The sequence below is a fragment of the Alteromonas sp. OM2203 genome (assembly GCF_048517045.1).
GTDB classification, from domain to species: domain Bacteria; phylum Pseudomonadota; class Gammaproteobacteria; order Enterobacterales; family Alteromonadaceae; genus Alteromonas; species Alteromonas gracilis.
In genome coordinates this window covers 3,354,949-3,371,294 of record NZ_CP183209.1, presented here as the reverse complement: position 1 = coordinate 3,371,294, position 16,346 = coordinate 3,354,949, and the positions used below count along the sequence as shown (strand labels likewise).

At 46.3% G+C, this 16,346-nt stretch carries 12 protein-coding genes; 11 read left to right on the top strand and 1 reads right to left on the bottom strand.

What is annotated here, in order from left to right; translation table 11 throughout:
• Positions 1-5: 5 nt before the first annotated feature.
• Together ACM0P2_RS14910 and ACM0P2_RS14905 are read left to right on the top strand one after the other, a co-directional pair.
• Entirely contained in the window at positions 6-1,751 is a 1,746-nt protein-coding gene (locus ACM0P2_RS14910; protein ID WP_419226759.1) for an efflux RND transporter periplasmic adaptor subunit, read from the top strand.
• The gene (locus tag ACM0P2_RS14905) at positions 1,744-4,920 is read left to right on the top strand and encodes an efflux RND transporter permease subunit (protein ID WP_419226758.1); all 3,177 of its coding nucleotides are present in this window, start codon (positions 1,744-1,746) and stop codon (positions 4,918-4,920) included. Before ACM0P2_RS14910 ends, ACM0P2_RS14905 begins: the two co-directional genes overlap by 8 nt.
• A 62-nt stretch (positions 4,921-4,982) precedes the next feature.
• On the opposite strand, the gene ACM0P2_RS14900 is transcribed toward ACM0P2_RS14905, so the two are convergent.
• Entirely contained in the window at positions 4,983-6,197 is a 1,215-nt protein-coding gene (locus ACM0P2_RS14900) for a dipeptidase (RefSeq protein ID WP_419226757.1), read from the bottom strand.
• A 392-nt stretch (positions 6,198-6,589) separates the two neighbouring features.
• Here ACM0P2_RS14900 and ACM0P2_RS14895 point away from each other — a divergent pair, with 392 nt between their 5' ends.
• The 9 genes from ACM0P2_RS14895 to mraY all read left to right on the top strand — a co-directional run bounded on the left by ACM0P2_RS14895 (position 6,590) and on the right by mraY (position 16,333).
• Positions 6,590-7,360 (top strand): SapC family protein, encoded by a 771-nt coding sequence (locus ACM0P2_RS14895; protein WP_105929578.1) that lies wholly within the window; start codon positions 6,590-6,592, stop codon positions 7,358-7,360.
• A 158-nt stretch (positions 7,361-7,518) separates the two neighbouring features.
• The gene (locus ACM0P2_RS14890; RefSeq protein ID WP_419226756.1) at positions 7,519-8,343 is read left to right on the top strand and encodes a hypothetical protein; all 825 of its coding nucleotides are present in this window, start codon (positions 7,519-7,521) and stop codon (positions 8,341-8,343) included.
• A 470-nt stretch (positions 8,344-8,813) separates the two neighbouring features.
• Positions 8,814-9,272 carry a division/cell wall cluster transcriptional repressor MraZ gene (mraZ, locus tag ACM0P2_RS14885; RefSeq protein WP_105929580.1) on the top strand — a complete coding sequence of 153 codons (459 nt, stop codon included), beginning with the start codon at positions 8,814-8,816 and terminating at the stop codon, positions 9,270-9,272.
• Entirely contained in the window at positions 9,269-10,210 is a 942-nt protein-coding gene (rsmH, locus tag ACM0P2_RS14880; protein ID WP_120961769.1) for a 16S rRNA (cytosine(1402)-N(4))-methyltransferase RsmH, read from the top strand. The genes mraZ and rsmH overlap by 4 nt, the downstream gene beginning before the upstream one ends.
• Positions 10,207-10,542, top strand: a complete 336-nt coding sequence (gene ftsL / locus ACM0P2_RS14875; protein WP_173359119.1) for a cell division protein FtsL — start codon at positions 10,207-10,209, stop codon at positions 10,540-10,542. Before rsmH ends, ftsL begins: the two co-directional genes overlap by 4 nt.
• The gene (locus tag ACM0P2_RS14870; RefSeq protein WP_105929583.1) at positions 10,539-12,311 is read left to right on the top strand and encodes a penicillin-binding transpeptidase domain-containing protein; all 1,773 of its coding nucleotides are present in this window, start codon (positions 10,539-10,541) and stop codon (positions 12,309-12,311) included. Before ftsL ends, ACM0P2_RS14870 begins: the two co-directional genes overlap by 4 nt.
• On the top strand, positions 12,301-13,851 hold the full coding sequence (locus ACM0P2_RS14865; RefSeq protein ID WP_419226755.1) for a UDP-N-acetylmuramoyl-L-alanyl-D-glutamate--2,6-diaminopimelate ligase: 1,551 nt from the start codon (positions 12,301-12,303) through the stop codon (positions 13,849-13,851). The genes ACM0P2_RS14870 and ACM0P2_RS14865 overlap by 11 nt, the downstream gene beginning before the upstream one ends.
• Positions 13,848-15,257 (top strand): UDP-N-acetylmuramoyl-tripeptide--D-alanyl-D-alanine ligase, encoded by a 1,410-nt coding sequence (locus ACM0P2_RS14860; protein WP_419226754.1) that lies wholly within the window; start codon positions 13,848-13,850, stop codon positions 15,255-15,257. Before ACM0P2_RS14865 ends, ACM0P2_RS14860 begins: the two co-directional genes overlap by 4 nt.
• Complete coding sequence (mraY, locus tag ACM0P2_RS14855) at positions 15,251-16,333, top strand: phospho-N-acetylmuramoyl-pentapeptide-transferase (RefSeq protein WP_105929586.1); 1,083 nt, start codon at positions 15,251-15,253, stop codon at positions 16,331-16,333. Before ACM0P2_RS14860 ends, mraY begins: the two co-directional genes overlap by 7 nt.
• Positions 16,334-16,346 lie beyond the last annotated feature (13 nt).

Below are 16,346 nucleotides of genomic sequence, written 5' to 3'. Positions count from 1 at the left end.
TTATCATGACACCTTCAACAAATATAAGTCCAAAAACCAAAGGGTTAATTCTAGGCGTTGTTATTGGTGCCCTTTTAGCACTGGGTCTATCGACATTATTAACGTCACACTCTTCCAGTGATGTAATGAGCGAAGGCAATGGGCAAAGTGACAAACAAAGCAACGCGCAAAACAACGCACAAAACAGGGATAGTGCGCCCCTATATTGGGTCGCTCCTATGGATGATAGCTATCGTCGAGATAAGCCCGGCAAGTCACCGATGGGCATGGATCTGGTGCCGGTTTATGCCACTGCTGATACAAGTTCCAATCAAGGCGACGGGCACACACCTGGAACAGTTATGATCCCCTCCAACGTACAACAGAACATGGGAGTTAAAGTTGCCCCAGTCACCATTGGTGCTTTGGAGCAAACCATCGCAGCGTTAGGTAGCGTAGCCTACGATGAAGATAGTATTGTTCACATCCATCCCCGAGTTTCGGGTTGGGTCGACACACTTTTTATCAAATCTCAGGGAGAGCAAGTCGAAAAAGGACAGGCACTCTACACGTTATACTCACCGGAGTTGGTAACAGCACAAGAGGAATATGTGCTTGCGCTTAAAAGAGGTGACTCACGCCTAATTGAAGGCGCCGCTGAGCGACTTAAAACACTGGGGCTGTCACAGAAGGCTCTTGATGCCCTGATTAAAAGCAGGCGCATTTCTCAAACCGTTACTTTCAACGCGCCGCAAGGTGGGGTGGTGGAGGCTCTGAATATTCGTGAGGGGTTCTATATTCAGCCTGGTATGACGCTGATGAGTATTGCCCAGCTAGATACGGTGTGGGTCATCGCCGAACTTCCTGAAAAGTACGCACAAAATATAGCTCTACACGATACAGCTTTAGTCAGCCTTGATGAACTTGCTCATACCTCAGATGCTAGATGGAAAAGCCATATTGAATACATTTATCCGTCTATGTCTGACGTTACGCGAACTTTGAAAGTACGTATTCCACTTAGCAATAATCATCATAAGCTTAAGCCCAATATGTTCACCCATGTGTCAATAAAACCGGCTGAGCGCGCCGCTGCCCTACTTGTGCCTCGCAGTGCAGTAATTCGTTTCTCCCAGGGAGCCAGAGTAGTCCTGAGTGATGGGAAGGGGAACTTCAAATCGGTCAGTGTAAGGCTAGGTCAAAGCGACAATTCACATTTTGAGGTGTTAGACGGCTTGTTGCCAGGAGACCAGGTTGTAGTATCAGCACACTTTTTAATTGATTCTGAGTCGTCTAAAAACAGTGACTTCAACCGGATGAGAGCACCGGACAATCAGGCAACAACGACGGGAACCATTGAGGCAATTAAATTGCCAGTTAACAACAAAGTAGATGAGGCTGGCGGCAATGCCGAAGTGGTTATAGCACGCGGACCAATAGAGAAATGGGGACGGGGCCCGGCAGTTATGTCGTTTGCAGTGTCAAAACACATTGATTTATCTCAGTTTAAAGAGGGCGACAAGGTTACGTTTACCTTCGTAACCGGCGATGAATTCACGGTTATCGATATGCGTAAACCCGCGGAGCACGTTATGCACAGCGACATGCTTCACGGTTCGAAACAAAGTAGCCACGCTCATACCCCGAATAATGGTATTGCCAACCCTAGCTCTATGGAAAAAGAACGGGATGAAATGCGTCATGAAAAAAACAGTCATAAGGCCAAAAACCAAGAGTCGATGAATCATAAGGAGCACATGCACCATGATTGAATCGGTAATTCGCTGGTCGGTAAATAATAGAATACTGATACTGCTGAGCGCACTAATGCTGAGTGTTGCAGGTGTTTGGGCAGTAAAAAACACACCCATTGATGCTATCCCTGATTTGTCTGATGTCCAGGTTATTGTGAAAGTAAGCTATCCGGGTCAGTCTCCACAAGTGGTCGAAGATCAGGTGACGTTTCCACTAACATCAGCGTTAATGTCAGTTCCGGGGGCACAAACTGTACGAGGCTATTCGTTTTTTGGTGATGCTTACGTGTACATCATTTTTGATGATGACACGGACATGTATTGGGCGCGAAGCCGAGTTTTAGAATATTTAAACCAAGCCGCTTCGCAACTGCCTGAAGACGTAACACCTCAGCTAGGCCCAGACGCAACCGGCGTGGGTTGGGTATACATATATGCCTTGGAAAACGATGTGAATCAGCCAAATGCGCTGGATGCTGGGGAGTTAAGAGCACTGCAAGACTGGTTCTTAAAGTTTGAACTACAGTCAGTAGAAGGCGTATCCGAAGTTGCGTCTGTGGGCGGTATGGTTAAGCAGTACCAAGTGATTGTCGACCCAGAGAAATTGCGCGCCTATAACATTCAGCCATCTGTGATCGACATTGCCCTTAAACGCGGTAATCGCGCCACCGGAGCTTCGGTTATCGAAATGGCTGAAGCAGAATATATGGTTGCTGCCCAAAGCTATATTCAGGGAATAGATGAAATACTCGCATTACCTACAGGAGTTATTCAAAATGGTGTGAGCATCACCATCGACGATGTGGCGCAAGTGGTTGAAAGTCCGCTGATGCGCCGCGGTGTCGCAGAGCTTAATGGGAAAGGCGAAACGGTAGGTGGCATCATTGTTATGCGATATGGTGAAAATGCGAAAGCCACTATCAATGCCGTCAAAGAAAAGCTAGAGGCATTAAAAGCGAGTTTGCCGAAAGGCGTGAAGATAGTTCCGGTTTACGACAGGGCCACACTTATCGATAACTCGGTGGATACGCTTTCAAATAAATTAGTGGAAGAGTTACTAGTTGTCGGCTTTGTATGCGCTATCTTCTTGTTACACCTACGCTCCTCTATGGTTGCGTTAATCAGTTTACCCATTGGTATTCTCACCGCCTTTATCGTGATGAAGATCCAAGGGCTTAACGCCAACATCATGTCGTTAGGCGGTATCGCAATTGCCATTGGTGCTATGGTAGATGGCGCTATTGTAGTGGTTGAGAATTTGCATAAGCACTTACATCAACATTCAGCAAATGCAAAAGCAACATCTTACCGGCTTTCTGCCGCCAAGCGTTGGGAACTGGTGATAAGGTCAACATCGGAAGTTGGTCCAGCGCTATTTTTTGCGCTGCTTATTATAACGGTTTCGTTTATTCCTGTTTTTGCGTTGGAAGCCCAAGAAGGACGTCTTTTTGCGCCACTCGCTTTTACCAAAACATATGCCATGGCTGCCGCCGCCGCACTCGCGATTACCTTGGTTCCTGTGTTAGCGGGCTATTTTGTTCGCGGCAAAATACGCGCTGAAGCAGAAAATCCGGTTAATCGCGCATTAGAGAGCGTCTACAGGCCATTGCTAATGCGTTCGCTCAATTACCCATTAGTTACCCTTGTTGCCGCATTACTTTTATTGGTTTCTATGTATTGGCCGTTAAGTCATCTTGGCAGTGAATTTATGCCTGAGATAGATGAAGGTGACTTAATGTATATGCCCACCACTTATCCAAGTATTTCGGTTGGAAAAGCCAGAGAACTTTTGCAACAAACCGACAAGCTTATTGCAACCCTGCCGGAAGTTAAAACAGTATTTGGAAAAATTGGGCGGGCTGATACGGCCACTGACCCTGCGCCACTAACTATGATTGAAACTTTTATTCAGCTTAAACCAAAAGCGCAGTGGCGAGACGGTATGACCACTGAAAAACTCAAAGAAGAGCTTAATGCACTTATACAGTTTCCCGGGCTGACTAACGCATGGGTTATGCCTATCAAAACCCGCATCGATATGTTGGCGACAGGGATAAAAACACCTGTGGGAATTAAAATTGCTGGGCCAGATTTAGCGGGAATTGAATCTATTGGTAGAGATATAGAGGCGTTACTAAAAGACGTGCCCCATACCGCGTCGGTATACGCCGAGCGCGTTGTCGGCGGGCGCTATGTTTATATTGATATTGATCGTCAGTTGGCGGCGCGCTATGGCATGTCAATCGACGATGTTCACAGTATTGTGGGAACAGCCATTGGGGGGCAAATAGTTACTCAGTCTGTGGAAGGGCGAGAGCGTTTTCCTGTAACCATGCGGTTTTTACAGCATTATCGCGATACCCCTGAATCTTTGGCATCAATGCCGTTCGTTACTCCAAGTGGGGCGCATATTACTTTGGGTGATGTCGCAAACGTACGAATAGATGATGGTCCTGTAGCGATTAAAAGTGAAAACGCGCGTTTAAACGGTTGGGTATATATTGATGTATCGTCCGATTCTGCCACAGGTATAGATTTGGGAGGCTATGTAGCAGCGGCTAAAAAACACCTTTCAGATCACCTTGAGGTACCTGCTGGGTACTCACTTACTTGGGCTGGCCAATTCGCTTATCTGGAGCGTGCGAAAGCGAAACTGTCAGTGGTTATACCTCTCACGCTAGCCATCATCTGTCTTTTGCTCTATCTGGCATTTAGGCGCCTGCGCGACGTGGCGTTAATACTCGCTACCTTGCCATTGGCATTGGTTGGTAGTGTTTGGTTGCTTTATCTTCTCAATTTCAATTTATCGGTTGCTGTGGGGGTCGGATTTATTGCCCTTGCGGGTGTAGCGGCTGAAATAGGCGTGATCATGCTGGTTTACTTAAAGCAATATGTATCAGAAACTCTCTCGATGCCTGAGTCTGAGACAGAAGACGCTTATACTAACAAAGATGAGCGGGTGAAAAAGGCAATCGTTAACGCTGCTTTGGCAAGACTTCGTCCAGTCATGATGACATCGCTTTCTATTATTGTAGGCTTGCTGCCTGTTCTTTATGCTACGGGTACTGGTAGCGAGGTAATGCAGCGAATTGCCGCGCCGATGGTGGGTGGTATGGCAAGTGCACTAGTGCTAACTTTACTTGTGTTGCCAAGCGCGTTTTACTTCGTTGTTTCGCGTAAAACGTAACAGGCAAAAAAAGGGAAGCACATATCTGCTTCCCCACGCCTTATCTATGAAGTACTAGCGAGTTAGTGCGCTGCCGCATAGTCTTCTACCTGCTGCCAAACGCGCAGCAGGTTACCGCTTAATATCTTTTCAATATCTGTGCGGCTATAGCCTCTATCTAGCAGCCCTTGAACGAGGTTTGGAAAGCTTGCTACGTCTTTAAGCCCAATGGGGAGTGAGTCACCTACACCGTCGTAGTCTGAACCAATTCCCACATGTTCAACACCAATTAGTTTTACCACGTGATCGATATGATCAAGTACTTCATCAAGTGTTGAATAAGGGTAAGGTACTTCTTTGCGATAATTCTCTTCAAAATTCTCTAGTTTAGGGCTGTCTTCACCTTCCTTTTCAACCAACGCTTTGCGTGCAGCAGTTAGGCCGCTACGCCATTTACCGGCTTCTTTCGAAACAAAGCTAGAACCAAAGTTAATCATGATCACGCCGCCGTTTTCGCCGAGCTTTTTGATCATGTCGTCATTCATGTTGCGTTCGAAGCCGGGTGTGAAGCGACGCAGTGAAGAGTGAGAGGCTATAACTGGTACCTTTGTTAACTCAATAACCTGATAGAAGGCGTCGTCAGACACATGAGAAATATCCAACATAATGCCAATATTATTCATTTCGCCTACGAGTTCTTTGCCAAATGGACTCAGCCCTTTCCACTTTCTGCGAAGGTCGTATGAAGAATCAGAAATATGGTTTGCTTGGCTATGGGCGAGAGTAATGTAGCGTATCCCGCGCTCGTAAAAAGCCGCTAGGTTTTTCAAGTCACCCTGAATAGGCGAACCGTTTTCCATACCCATAGGCAAAGAAATTAGCCCTTTTTCAAACTGTGCTTTTACGTCAGAAGGGCTTTTAGCGATGGCGAACTTGTCCGAAGCGCGAGCAACAATTGCTTCTACTGAGTCAATAAGCTCGTGAGCAAGCTGTGTAGATTCAGGTGAATTGTCTAAGTTCGCGGGTACATAAATGCTCATAAACGGGGCGTTTAAACCACCGGCTACAGCGCGAGGGTAGTCAAAGTCTCCACCATCGGTTGCCTTGGTAACATCAACCCACTTTTCTTTTACACGATAAGGCACATCAATGTGCCCGTCTACAATAATGGTTTCTTGAGCGATTTTAATCGCGTTTTCTGATGCAGAGTAGACCGGAGTGTCTGCAAATACACTGTTGGAAGCAAAAAGCGCAGAGATAAAGAATGCGCAAGACGAGAGTGGGAAGTGCCCCTTCATAGAAAATCCTTATTTTGTTTTTTATCGCTTAGGTCAACAGCCCCTAATTAACTAGCAATAAGAGACTAAAGGATAATTCATACCGCGACAATAGGTCTTCAACAGACTCTCATTTACATCAAATCGCTCTTTCGACTCTTGAAATCAGCTTGGATTGCTCATTTTTAGAGCGCTTGTGCTTGTTTACTTCAAGTTTACATTGCAATAAAAATTTAAAACTTGTTATGGTGAAGACTGCGTGACTTCATTGCGCGAATACGGGATACTCCCAAGCGCTCCGCCAACTATCGATGCTGATATGCATCAGCGCGGCCGACGTAAAATTTTTGATGGCACCCGCTCTTCTCACATAATCAAGCCGGGGCCACAGCTAACAAGTATGAGAAATAAATATGGCTATTAATTTTGTACCGCTAGATAAAGAAAAGCATAAAGACTTAAAGGTTGCGGTAAACACTTCTTTCAGCTTTGCGAAAAATACACACCTTGCAGCAGCGACGATTCGTGAGTTTGCACAACTTGCAGCGACAATGCCGTTGGTTTTTATTGAAGATACCAATGCAAAGCGCCATCACGTAGTGACTATGCTAGGCATGGAGCAAGGACAAAACCTTTTCCTTACTGGCGATAGTTGGAAAGGCCCACACGTTCCGATGAACATCCTTCGCTACCCATTCGACGTACGTCCTGACGGCGACAAGCTTGGTGTTTATATTGATGAAAACTCTGACCTTATCTCTGACGAAGGCCAAGCACTATTCACCGAAGCTGGTGAAGCAAGCGAGTTCCTTGAAAACCGCCAGAAGTTCCTAGCAGACCTAGCGAATAGCGAAATGCTAACTCAGCGTTTCGTGGCGAAAGTTGTGGAACTAGACCTACTAGATCCAATTCAAATTCGCCTTACTTACCAAGATGGTAAACAGCGCAACGTTACCGGCATGATGAGCATCAACGAGAAGAAACTTCTTGAGCTGCCAGAAGAGCAAGTACTAGAGCTGCACAAGCAAGGCTTCCTAGGCGCTATCTATGCAGTTATGATGTCTGTTGGTCAGCTAAACCGCCTTGTTGAGCTCTCTAACGGTACAGAAAACCCAATTCGCAGTATGCAGCTTTCTGCTGTAAAAGCAGAAGAAGCTCCAGCCGAAGCGGCGCCAAGCGCGTAATTGCCCCTTAATTTTGAAAGTTAGAAGCCCGCCAAGTCGCGGGCTTTTTTGTGCCTAAAATTCACGTTCAGACTTCGTCATCTTTCGTTCAGAAACCGTTAAGTTTTAATGTCTTATCTTGTTTGTCGATTCCAACACATTTTTTAAGGACAAAAGACATGAACATCAAATCTAATAAATTTTCAACAACGCTAACTGCACTATCACTCATTACGGCTTCTGTATTTTCAGTCTCAGCAGCACATGCCGCTACACAAAACGAAGTACAAGTTATGGCTGTCGATTTTGACGGACTAGATGAAAATCTTTATGGTGCCAAATATGTCCGCTATTTAGATGAAGTGAGCGGTAACAGCGGCGCTTACCTTATCAACCCTTATCTTCAGCGTGTATCTAGCCTGTCTGGTGGTTATGCAAATTTAGATGGTATCGATGTGTTTAATTTAGGCAGCACGTTTTATATTGATGACACCTGGATGCTTGCTATAGAAGGCGCCCATAGTAAATTTGATGATGACTTTGGTGATGAGGATTACACCAATATTGATCTAAAAATAGGGTTTAACCTATCACGTCAGTGGCAAATTGGTGCAGGTCTTATCTACCAGCGTGCTACCTACGACTTTAATGCCGGTGGAGAAAGCTACAGCGAGAGTGAAAATGAAACATCACCGCTTGTTTTCACCCGATATACCACGGTAGGTAATGCAGGAACGGGATGGGATTTCACAGCCCAATACATCGCCGATGATATTGATGTGCTGTCTGGAAGTGCGCGTTACTTCTTTAGCCCGGGATTAAGTGTTCAAGGTAGCTACAGCTATACGAATGCGCCAGACGGTTTTGATAATGTTAAAACGGCAGGCGTAGCGCTTGATTACTGGGTCAATGAGCAGTTCGCAATATCAGCGAGTTATGAAACGGATATTGATAGCGACGTAGATAGCGATGTTGCGGCATTGTCAGCCACATACCGATTCTAATTAAATGCACGGCTTCTCAATGGAATAAAATTCAACAGCGAAAAACAATAAAGACAGTGGGCTTTCAGCTAGGTTGAAAGCTCATTTTTTGTTTTCACTCTCCTGCCGTTACCACGTTAAATTTGTTGCTGCGCTCGTGATTGGTGAAATCTACAGGCCCTCCGCTTCAGTGCGTTAAAAACTGCAGTTCATCGATAAATTAGAGGTTTAATTTTTCGCTCTTGAATGTTTTTTAATCTTTTTTATATGCCTAATCATACACTTCCTAAAAGTACTGTATATGCAGCCAGTTAAAACCCAGTGTTTATGCGGCCTCCACGGCTTTTTTCTACTTGACAGTGGGGATCATTGGTACCTAAACTGTATCTCAGTGGGTAAATGTGGCGAATTGTGGATCAAATCATCATCACTTTGCAGATTAGTACTCAAAAAACAAGAAAACCAAGAGCAAATAATAAAAGGCTAGGGGAATGTTCCGCGGCGCTAACGCAATCAATCTGGATACAAAAGGCAGACTGGCTATACCTACGAAGTATCGTCAGTCGCTGCTGGATGATTGTCAGGGACAACTAGTCTGCACAGTCGATACACAACAAAGTTGTTTGCTGCTTTACCCACTTCCCGAATGGGAAGAGATTGAGCTAAAACTCTCTAAACTTTCAAGCATGATCCCAGCCGAGCGTCGCCTTCAGCGATTGCTCCTTGGGTATGCCTCTGAAGGCGAGATGGACAAAAGCGGTCGTATTCTTGTTCCCACACCACTGCGAACATTCGCAAAACTCTCAAAAGAAGTCATGTTAGTTGGTCAGTTAAACAAATTCGAAATTTGGGATGCCGATATTTGGGCACAACAAGTTGAAGCTGATATAGACACCGAACGCAAAGGCGAATTTGAACTTACCGAACGATTACAGGACTTCTCGCTATGACGCAGCCTAATGAATTTAAACATATTTCAGTACTGCTTGACGAGTGTATTGAAGCGCTGGCGATTAAACCAGACGGTATCTATATTGATGCCACGTTTGGCCGTGGTGGGCATTCAGCACATATATTGAATTCGCTAGGTGAAAGCGGGCGTCTTATCGCCTTTGACCGTGACCCTCAAGCGATTAAAGCAGCCGAACGCTTTGCCGATGACAAGCGCTTTAGCATTATCCACTCTCCGTTTGGTGATATGGCAGAAGAAATAGAAGCGCTGGGGCTAACCGGAAAGATTGACGGTGTGCTGATGGACTTAGGCGTATCTTCTCCACAGCTTGACGATGCTGAACGCGGTTTTAGCTTTTTGCGTGACGGCCCGCTTGATATGCGCATGGACACTTCACGTGGGCAAAGTGCGGCAGACTGGCTAGCCAGCGCCGAAGAACAAGATATTACGCAGGTAATTAAAGAGTTTGGCGAAGAAAAATTTGGCAAGCGAATTGCGCACGCCATCGTAAATACACGCAAAGATACGCCCATTACACGTACTGCGCAGCTAGCAAAAATTATCGATGAAGCAGTGCCGGTTAAAGATAAATTTAAGCACCCGGCAACCCGCGCGTTTCAGGGAATTCGCATCTATATCAATGCTGAGTTAGAGCAGCTTCGCGTTGGCCTTAAAGCGGCTACACAGGTGTTGGCAAAAGAAGGGCGCCTTGCTGTTATCTCATTTCATTCTCTTGAAGACCGTTTAGTAAAACGCTTTATCAAGGAACAAAGTAAAGGGAAGTCAGTACCACATAACTTACCGATTACTCAGGCTGAAATAGATGCCGATAAAGTGCTAAAAGCATTAGGCAAAGCGATAAAACCCTCAGAGCAGGAGATTGCGAACAATGTTCGCTCTCGCAGTTCGGTATTGCGTGTGGCAGAAAAACTATGACGAAAGTCACGCCAGACAAGGCCGGTACTAATTTTAAATTACTGCTCATTATTGTTTCAGATTTGACCCGCAACAAGTTGCGGGTTTTGTTGTATTTAATGGTTATTGTTAGTGCTATGGCGGTAACGCTAAGCAGCCACCACAATCGTCAGCAAGTGATAGCCCTTGAAGACCTTATGCAGGAGAAAGACGAGCTTGACGTTGAGTGGCGTAACCTTGTTCTAGAGCAACGGGCGCTTACTGAACACAACCGTATCGAAAACCTCGTAGAAAAACAATTAGATATGTACCGCCCGACTGCTGACGATGAAGTAGTGGTGAGATTGAAATGAACGTTGCAAATAATCGACAGCGAAAGAAAACTGGCGCAAAACAAAATGTTACCCCCAGCTTAGTACACTGGAGATTTGTGGTTGTTCTTGTTGTCATAATGCTTGTATTCAGCGTGCTGGCAGCCCGTGCCGCCTACATTCAAGTTATTGAACCTGATGAGCTTATTCAACAGGGAGATAATCGAACGCTTCGCACCCGTGATATGCCAACCTACCGTGGCCTTATCACCGATAGAAACGGGGTTGAGCTGGCAGTGAGTGTGCCTGTTCGCGCTATCTACGCAGACCCGAAAATTATTCACGAAAACGACGGTTTTAAAGAGGAACGTCGTTGGGAAGCGTTGGCTGATGTGCTGCGCCAAGATGTTAATGAACTTAAAGAAAAAGTCGCTAACCCCAAGCGCCGCTTTGTGTATCTGCAGCGTCAAGTTTCGCCTGCCATGGCCGAGTACGTAGATAAACTGGACATTCCGGGCATCTATCTTCGCCGCGAAAGTCGCCGCTACTATCCTACGGGTGAGGTTTCAGCGCAGTTAATCGGCGTAACTGATGTGGATGACACAGGTGTTGAAGGCTTAGAGCGCATGTATAACGAGTGGCTAACGGGGACGCCAGGCTCTCGCAAAATCCGCCGTGACGCGAAAGGTCGTCAGGTTGAGATTTTAGAAACTACTTCAGGCGAAAAGGCCGGCGATTTACAGCTGACTATTGACCAACGTATTCAAGCTCTTGCTTACAAAGAGATAAAAGAAGCCATGATTTATTATCAATCAAGCTCGGCTTCTGCCATTGTTATCGATGTAAAAAGCGGCGAAGTGCTGGCAATGGTTAACGCGCCATCGTTCAATCCTAATGATAGAAGTGATATCAGCCCACACCGCATGCGCAACCGCATTATCACTGACGCCTTTGAACCGGGCTCGGCACTTAAACCCCTTGCGGTGTTAACTGCTTTGGAGTTTGGTGAGGTGGAACCGGAAGATTCTGTCAATACTCATCCAGGTTGGATGCGTTTAGGTGGAAGCTTGGTTAAAGACTCGCGTAACTACGGTGAGTTGACCTTAGAAGAAATTATTCAGCATTCATCGAATATGGGGACGTCTAAACTGGCGCTGTCTGTACCTAAGCAGTTCTTGCTTGATACTTATTACAACATGGGGCTGATGAGTGACACGGGCCTTAACATGGCCGGGGAAAGCAGCGGGATTTTCCACGAGCGTAGTCGTTGGTCTGAATTTGAACTTGCCACACTTTCTTTCGGCTACGGTATTTCAGTGACAACGGCCCAGTTGGGACGTCTCTATGCCACATTGGCAAATGGTGGAATTAAAACGCCGCTTAAGATCATCAAAACACCAGAGCAACCCTCGTGGCACGCACAATCAGAGCGCGTTATAAGTGAAGAAAACGCAAACGCCATCGTCCAGATGATGGAGAGCGTTACGCTGCGCGGCGGAACTGCAACGAAGGCAGCAGTGCCCGGTTATCGTGTAGCGGGAAAGACAGGAACGAGCCGAAAAGCAGTAGCTGGCGGGTACGGTGAAGAGTACGTCAACATCTTTGCCGGTATTGCACCTGTGTCCGACCCTAGATTAGTAACTATTGTATTGATCAACGAACCCGGCGGCGATTTGTATCACGCGGGGGATACAGCTGCACCGGTCTTTTCGTCGATTATGGGCGGCGCGTTACACATGTTAAACGTTACGCCAGACGACAAGCAGGTTACCTCAAGCAGCTTATTGAAAGGAGGTCAAAGTGGTAGTTAATGCCTTTATTCAAAGCACTAAAGCCTTGCTAGCGAAGTTCGGCGTAGAGGCGCCGGATATTCGTATTGAAGGTCTTACGTTAGATAGTCGAGAGGTGAACATCCGGTTGGCGTTCTTGGCTATTAAAGGGCACGAACGAGACGGTCGAGATTTTATCCCGCAGGCAATAAGTTTAGGGGCCCGTGTAATTCTGGCGCAAACTGACGACAGTGGAGCACATGGTCAAATGGAAATGCGTGACCACAGCGTAATTATTTCGCTGTATGAATTACCGCAAATGCTTTCATCACTAGCTGCTGCATTCTACGACTATCCTGCACAAAAAATGACGACTGTTGCGGTAACCGGAACAAATGGAAAAACCTCTACAGTTCAATTGCTTACCCAGCTTAAAGATGTGTTAGGTACGCGCAGCGCAAGTATAGGTACCTTGGGCAGTAGCGTATTTGAAGGTGACGAAACGCAGTGGGCGAATACACCTGCGGCAAACACAACGCCTGACGCCATACGTATGCAATATTTATTGGCAGACTTTGTGCAAAGCGAAGTGCGCCATACCGCCTTTGAAGCAAGTTCTCACGCGTTGGTTCAAGGGCGTCTTGGCACGGTTAAAACCGATATTGCGATTTTCACCAACCTTACGCGAGACCATCTCGATTATCACGGCACAATGGAAGAGTATGGCAAAGCCAAGCGCTTGCTGCTTCAACAGCCGGGTTTGAAAATCGTAGTGTTAAACGCGAACGATGATGAAAGTACAAAGTGGGACGGTGCCGCAGATAGCGCCATTATGCGAGTGTGGACTGGTATTGATGATAGCAAAGATGCTGCGCTGTTAAGCGCCTACAACAATCCTCAATATCGCCATTGTTTCGCCACAAATGCTTCTTATCATGCGGGTGGATGTAGCTTTGAGCTAGTGAGCTCTTGGGGAAGTGCTGCTATAGCTTTGCCACTTTTCGGTAAGTTCAACATCAGTAATGTGCTAAGTGCCATCGCGACCTTATTAGCTGAGGGCGAGCGTTTTGATGAAGTGGTTAAAGCGGTAAATGCTATTACTCCTGTACCTGGCCGAATGGAAGTGTTTCCTGTTAAAGGCGCTGCCAATTTAGTGGTGGACTACGCGCATACGCCTGACGCACTTGAGAAGGTGCTGCTTAGCGCAAAATTTCATACTAGCGGTAACGTGTGGTGTGTATTTGGCTGCGGCGGTGATCGAGATAAAGGTAAGCGGCCTTTGATGGGGCAGGCAGCCGAGTCAGGTGCTGACGCGATTGTTATCACAACCGATAACAGTCGCAGTGAAAGCCCAGAGTCTATTGCGAAAGATATCATTGACGGTTTGCAAAATCGCGAACTGGCAGTCGCTATTGCAGACCGCGAAGAAGCTATTCGTCATTGCCTTGAGCATGCACAGGAAGGCGACATCATCATAGTGGCTGGAAAAGGCCATGAAGATTACCAAATTATCGGTGACAAAAAGACTAACTATAACGAACGTGCAGTTGTGGCGCGACTGCAACAGGAGTACAGCAAATGATAACAACAACGCTGTCGTGGATAGCCGAAAAGGTTAACGGAAAATTAGTAGGTACTGCTGCGGACACCGAAGTGTGTTCGGTAAGTACTGATACCCGCACGCTCGAAGCGGGCGCGGTATATCTAGCACTTAAAGGCCCAAATTTTAACGGTCATGATTTTGTCGAGACCGCTGAAAAAGCAGGGGCTAGTGCAGTTATTGCCAGTGAAGAGATAGTGACATCGCTACCTGTAATTTTGGTGAAAGACACCAAAGAGGCATTGGGCGCATTAGGAGCGGCGGTGAAGGCACAGGTTGCACCAAAAACTATTGCGATCACAGGAAGTAGCGGTAAAACCACGGTTAAAGAAATGTGTGCAGCAATTTTAGCCCGTAGAGGTAATGTGCTCGCCACTAAAGGGAATTTCAATAACGATATTGGTGTCCCCTTAACTTTGCTTCGCCTAGAGCCTCAGCATGAATACGCCGTTATGGAGTTAGGAGCAAATCATTTAGGTGAGATTGCCTACACTACCGACTTGGTTAAGCCTGATGTTGCAACTATCGTAAATGCTGCGGCTTCTCATTTAGAAGGCTTTGGCAGCTTATTAGGCGTAGCTCGAGCAAAAAGCGAAATATTTAAAGGGTTGGGAAGCGACGGTGTAGCCGTTGTTAACATCGACAGTCAATTTGCAGAGTTTTGGCAAGGTAAACTTAAACAGACTAAAACGCTGACATTTTCCCCTGAACAAAAAAACGACGCCGACTTCAAAGCGCAAGATATTACTATCGGATTAGATGGATGCGCCGCATTTCAACTAGTTTGTCCTCAGGGCGGAATAGCTATCCAGCTTACTATCCCCGGTATTCATAACGTAGGCAATGCGTTGGTCGCTGCGGCGCTGACGTTACAAGTGGGTGCGACATTAGAAAACGTGCGTGACGGTTTACTTGCCATGAAGCAGGTTAGCGGCCGTTTAAATGTAAAACAGCTTACCGAAAAAGTTCGATTACTAGACGATACCTACAATGCCAACGTGGCTTCTGTGAACGCAGCAATTGATACTCTCAGCAGCTTTTCAGGCATAAGAGTACTTGTGCTTGGAGACATGAAAGAATTGGGCGAACAGGCGCGTTTTTATCATGAGCAGGTAGGTGAATATGCAAAACAAAAAGGGATTAATTACCTTTACACTATGGGTGTTTTGAGTCAGTCAGCAAGTGCTGTGTTTAATGAAAATGGTGGTCATTTCAGCGATGTTGAAAGTTTGTTGACCGCAATGGAGAATGATTTGTTAGTGCAGCAGCGCGATATTTCAATTTTAGTAAAGGGTTCACGCAGTTCTAAGATGGAACGCGTGGTAGAGGCGATCGAGGCCTCTACGCTGGGAAAGCTGGATAGCCGTCGGGAGCGAATAGCATGTTAATTTGGCTCGCCGACTGGCTGACACAATTCGATTCAGGGTTTAACGTATTTTCATACCTAACCCTTCGCGCAATATTAAGTACGTTGACCGCGTTGCTTATTGCCATTCTTATTGGCCCTAAAATGATCCGTTATTTGCAGCGTATGCAAATCGGTCAAACCGTGCGCGACGATGGCCCGCAAAGCCATTTATCAAAATCGGGCACGCCCACAATGGGCGGGCTACTCATCCTAGCGGCAATCGTGGTAAGCGGCCTGCTATGGGCAGATCTCACAAACCGTTATGTGCTGGTAACCCTGACCGTGGTGGTGGCCTACGGTATTATTGGGTTTGTTGACGATTATAGAAAAGTCATTCGCAAAGACTCAAAGGGGCTAATCGCACGCTGGAAATATTTCTGGCAATCGGTTGTGGCTTTAGGTGTGGCGTTTTATTTGTATAGCAGTGCCACAATAAGCGCTGAAACCTCGCTGCTGGTACCTTTCTTTAAAGAGGTATTCCCGCAGTTGGGTGCCTTTTTCATCATCATTACTTACTTTGCCATTGTAGGAACCAGTAACGCGGTAAACCTTACCGATGGCCTGGATGGTCTGGCAATAGTGCCAACCATTTTGGTAGCAGGCGCGTTCGCTATTTTTGCCTATGTAACAGGTAACGCAAATTTTGCTGAGTACTTAAATATCCCGCACATCCCCCTTACCAGTGAACTGGTGATTGTCTGTACCGCTATGGTCGGCGCAGGTTTGGGCTTTTTATGGTTTAACACCTATCCAGCACAGGTGTTTATGGGGGATGTTGGCTCATTAGCGCTAGGCGGAACCTTGGGTGTACTTGCCGTACTTGTGCGTCAAGAATTGGTTCTCATCATAATGGGTGGTGTGTTTGTCATAGAGACCTTGTCAGTGATCCTGCAAGTTGGTTCTTACAAACTACGTGGTCAGCGTATATTTCGGATGGCTCCCATCCACCACCACTATGAATTAAAGGGCTGGCCAGAACCGCGCGTGATTGTGCGTTTTTGGATAATTTCTATCATTTTGGTTTTGGTGGGGCTCGCTACCCTCAAACTCAGATAAGCGCTGAAGAGAT

Coding starts and splice junctions, on each gene's coding strand:
- mraY (WP_105929586.1), top strand. CDS start 15,251: ATGTTAATTTGGCTCGCCGACTGGCTGACACAATTCGATTCAGGGTTT.
- ACM0P2_RS14895 (WP_105929578.1), top strand. CDS start 6,590: ATGGCTATTAATTTTGTACCGCTAGATAAAGAAAAGCATAAAGACTTA.
- ACM0P2_RS14900 (WP_419226757.1), bottom strand. CDS start 6,197: ATGAAGGGGCACTTCCCACTCTCGTCTTGCGCATTCTTTATCTCTGCG.
- ftsL (WP_173359119.1), top strand. CDS start 10,207: ATGACGAAAGTCACGCCAGACAAGGCCGGTACTAATTTTAAATTACTG.
- ACM0P2_RS14860 (WP_419226754.1), top strand. CDS start 13,848: ATGATAACAACAACGCTGTCGTGGATAGCCGAAAAGGTTAACGGAAAA.
- ACM0P2_RS14890 (WP_419226756.1), top strand. CDS start 7,519: ATGAACATCAAATCTAATAAATTTTCAACAACGCTAACTGCACTATCA.
- ACM0P2_RS14870 (WP_105929583.1), top strand. CDS start 10,539: ATGAACGTTGCAAATAATCGACAGCGAAAGAAAACTGGCGCAAAACAA.
- mraZ (WP_105929580.1), top strand. CDS start 8,814: ATGTTCCGCGGCGCTAACGCAATCAATCTGGATACAAAAGGCAGACTG.
- ACM0P2_RS14905 (WP_419226758.1), top strand. CDS start 1,744: ATGATTGAATCGGTAATTCGCTGGTCGGTAAATAATAGAATACTGATA.
- rsmH (WP_120961769.1), top strand. CDS start 9,269: ATGACGCAGCCTAATGAATTTAAACATATTTCAGTACTGCTTGACGAG.
- ACM0P2_RS14910 (WP_419226759.1), top strand. CDS start 6: ATGACACCTTCAACAAATATAAGTCCAAAAACCAAAGGGTTAATTCTA.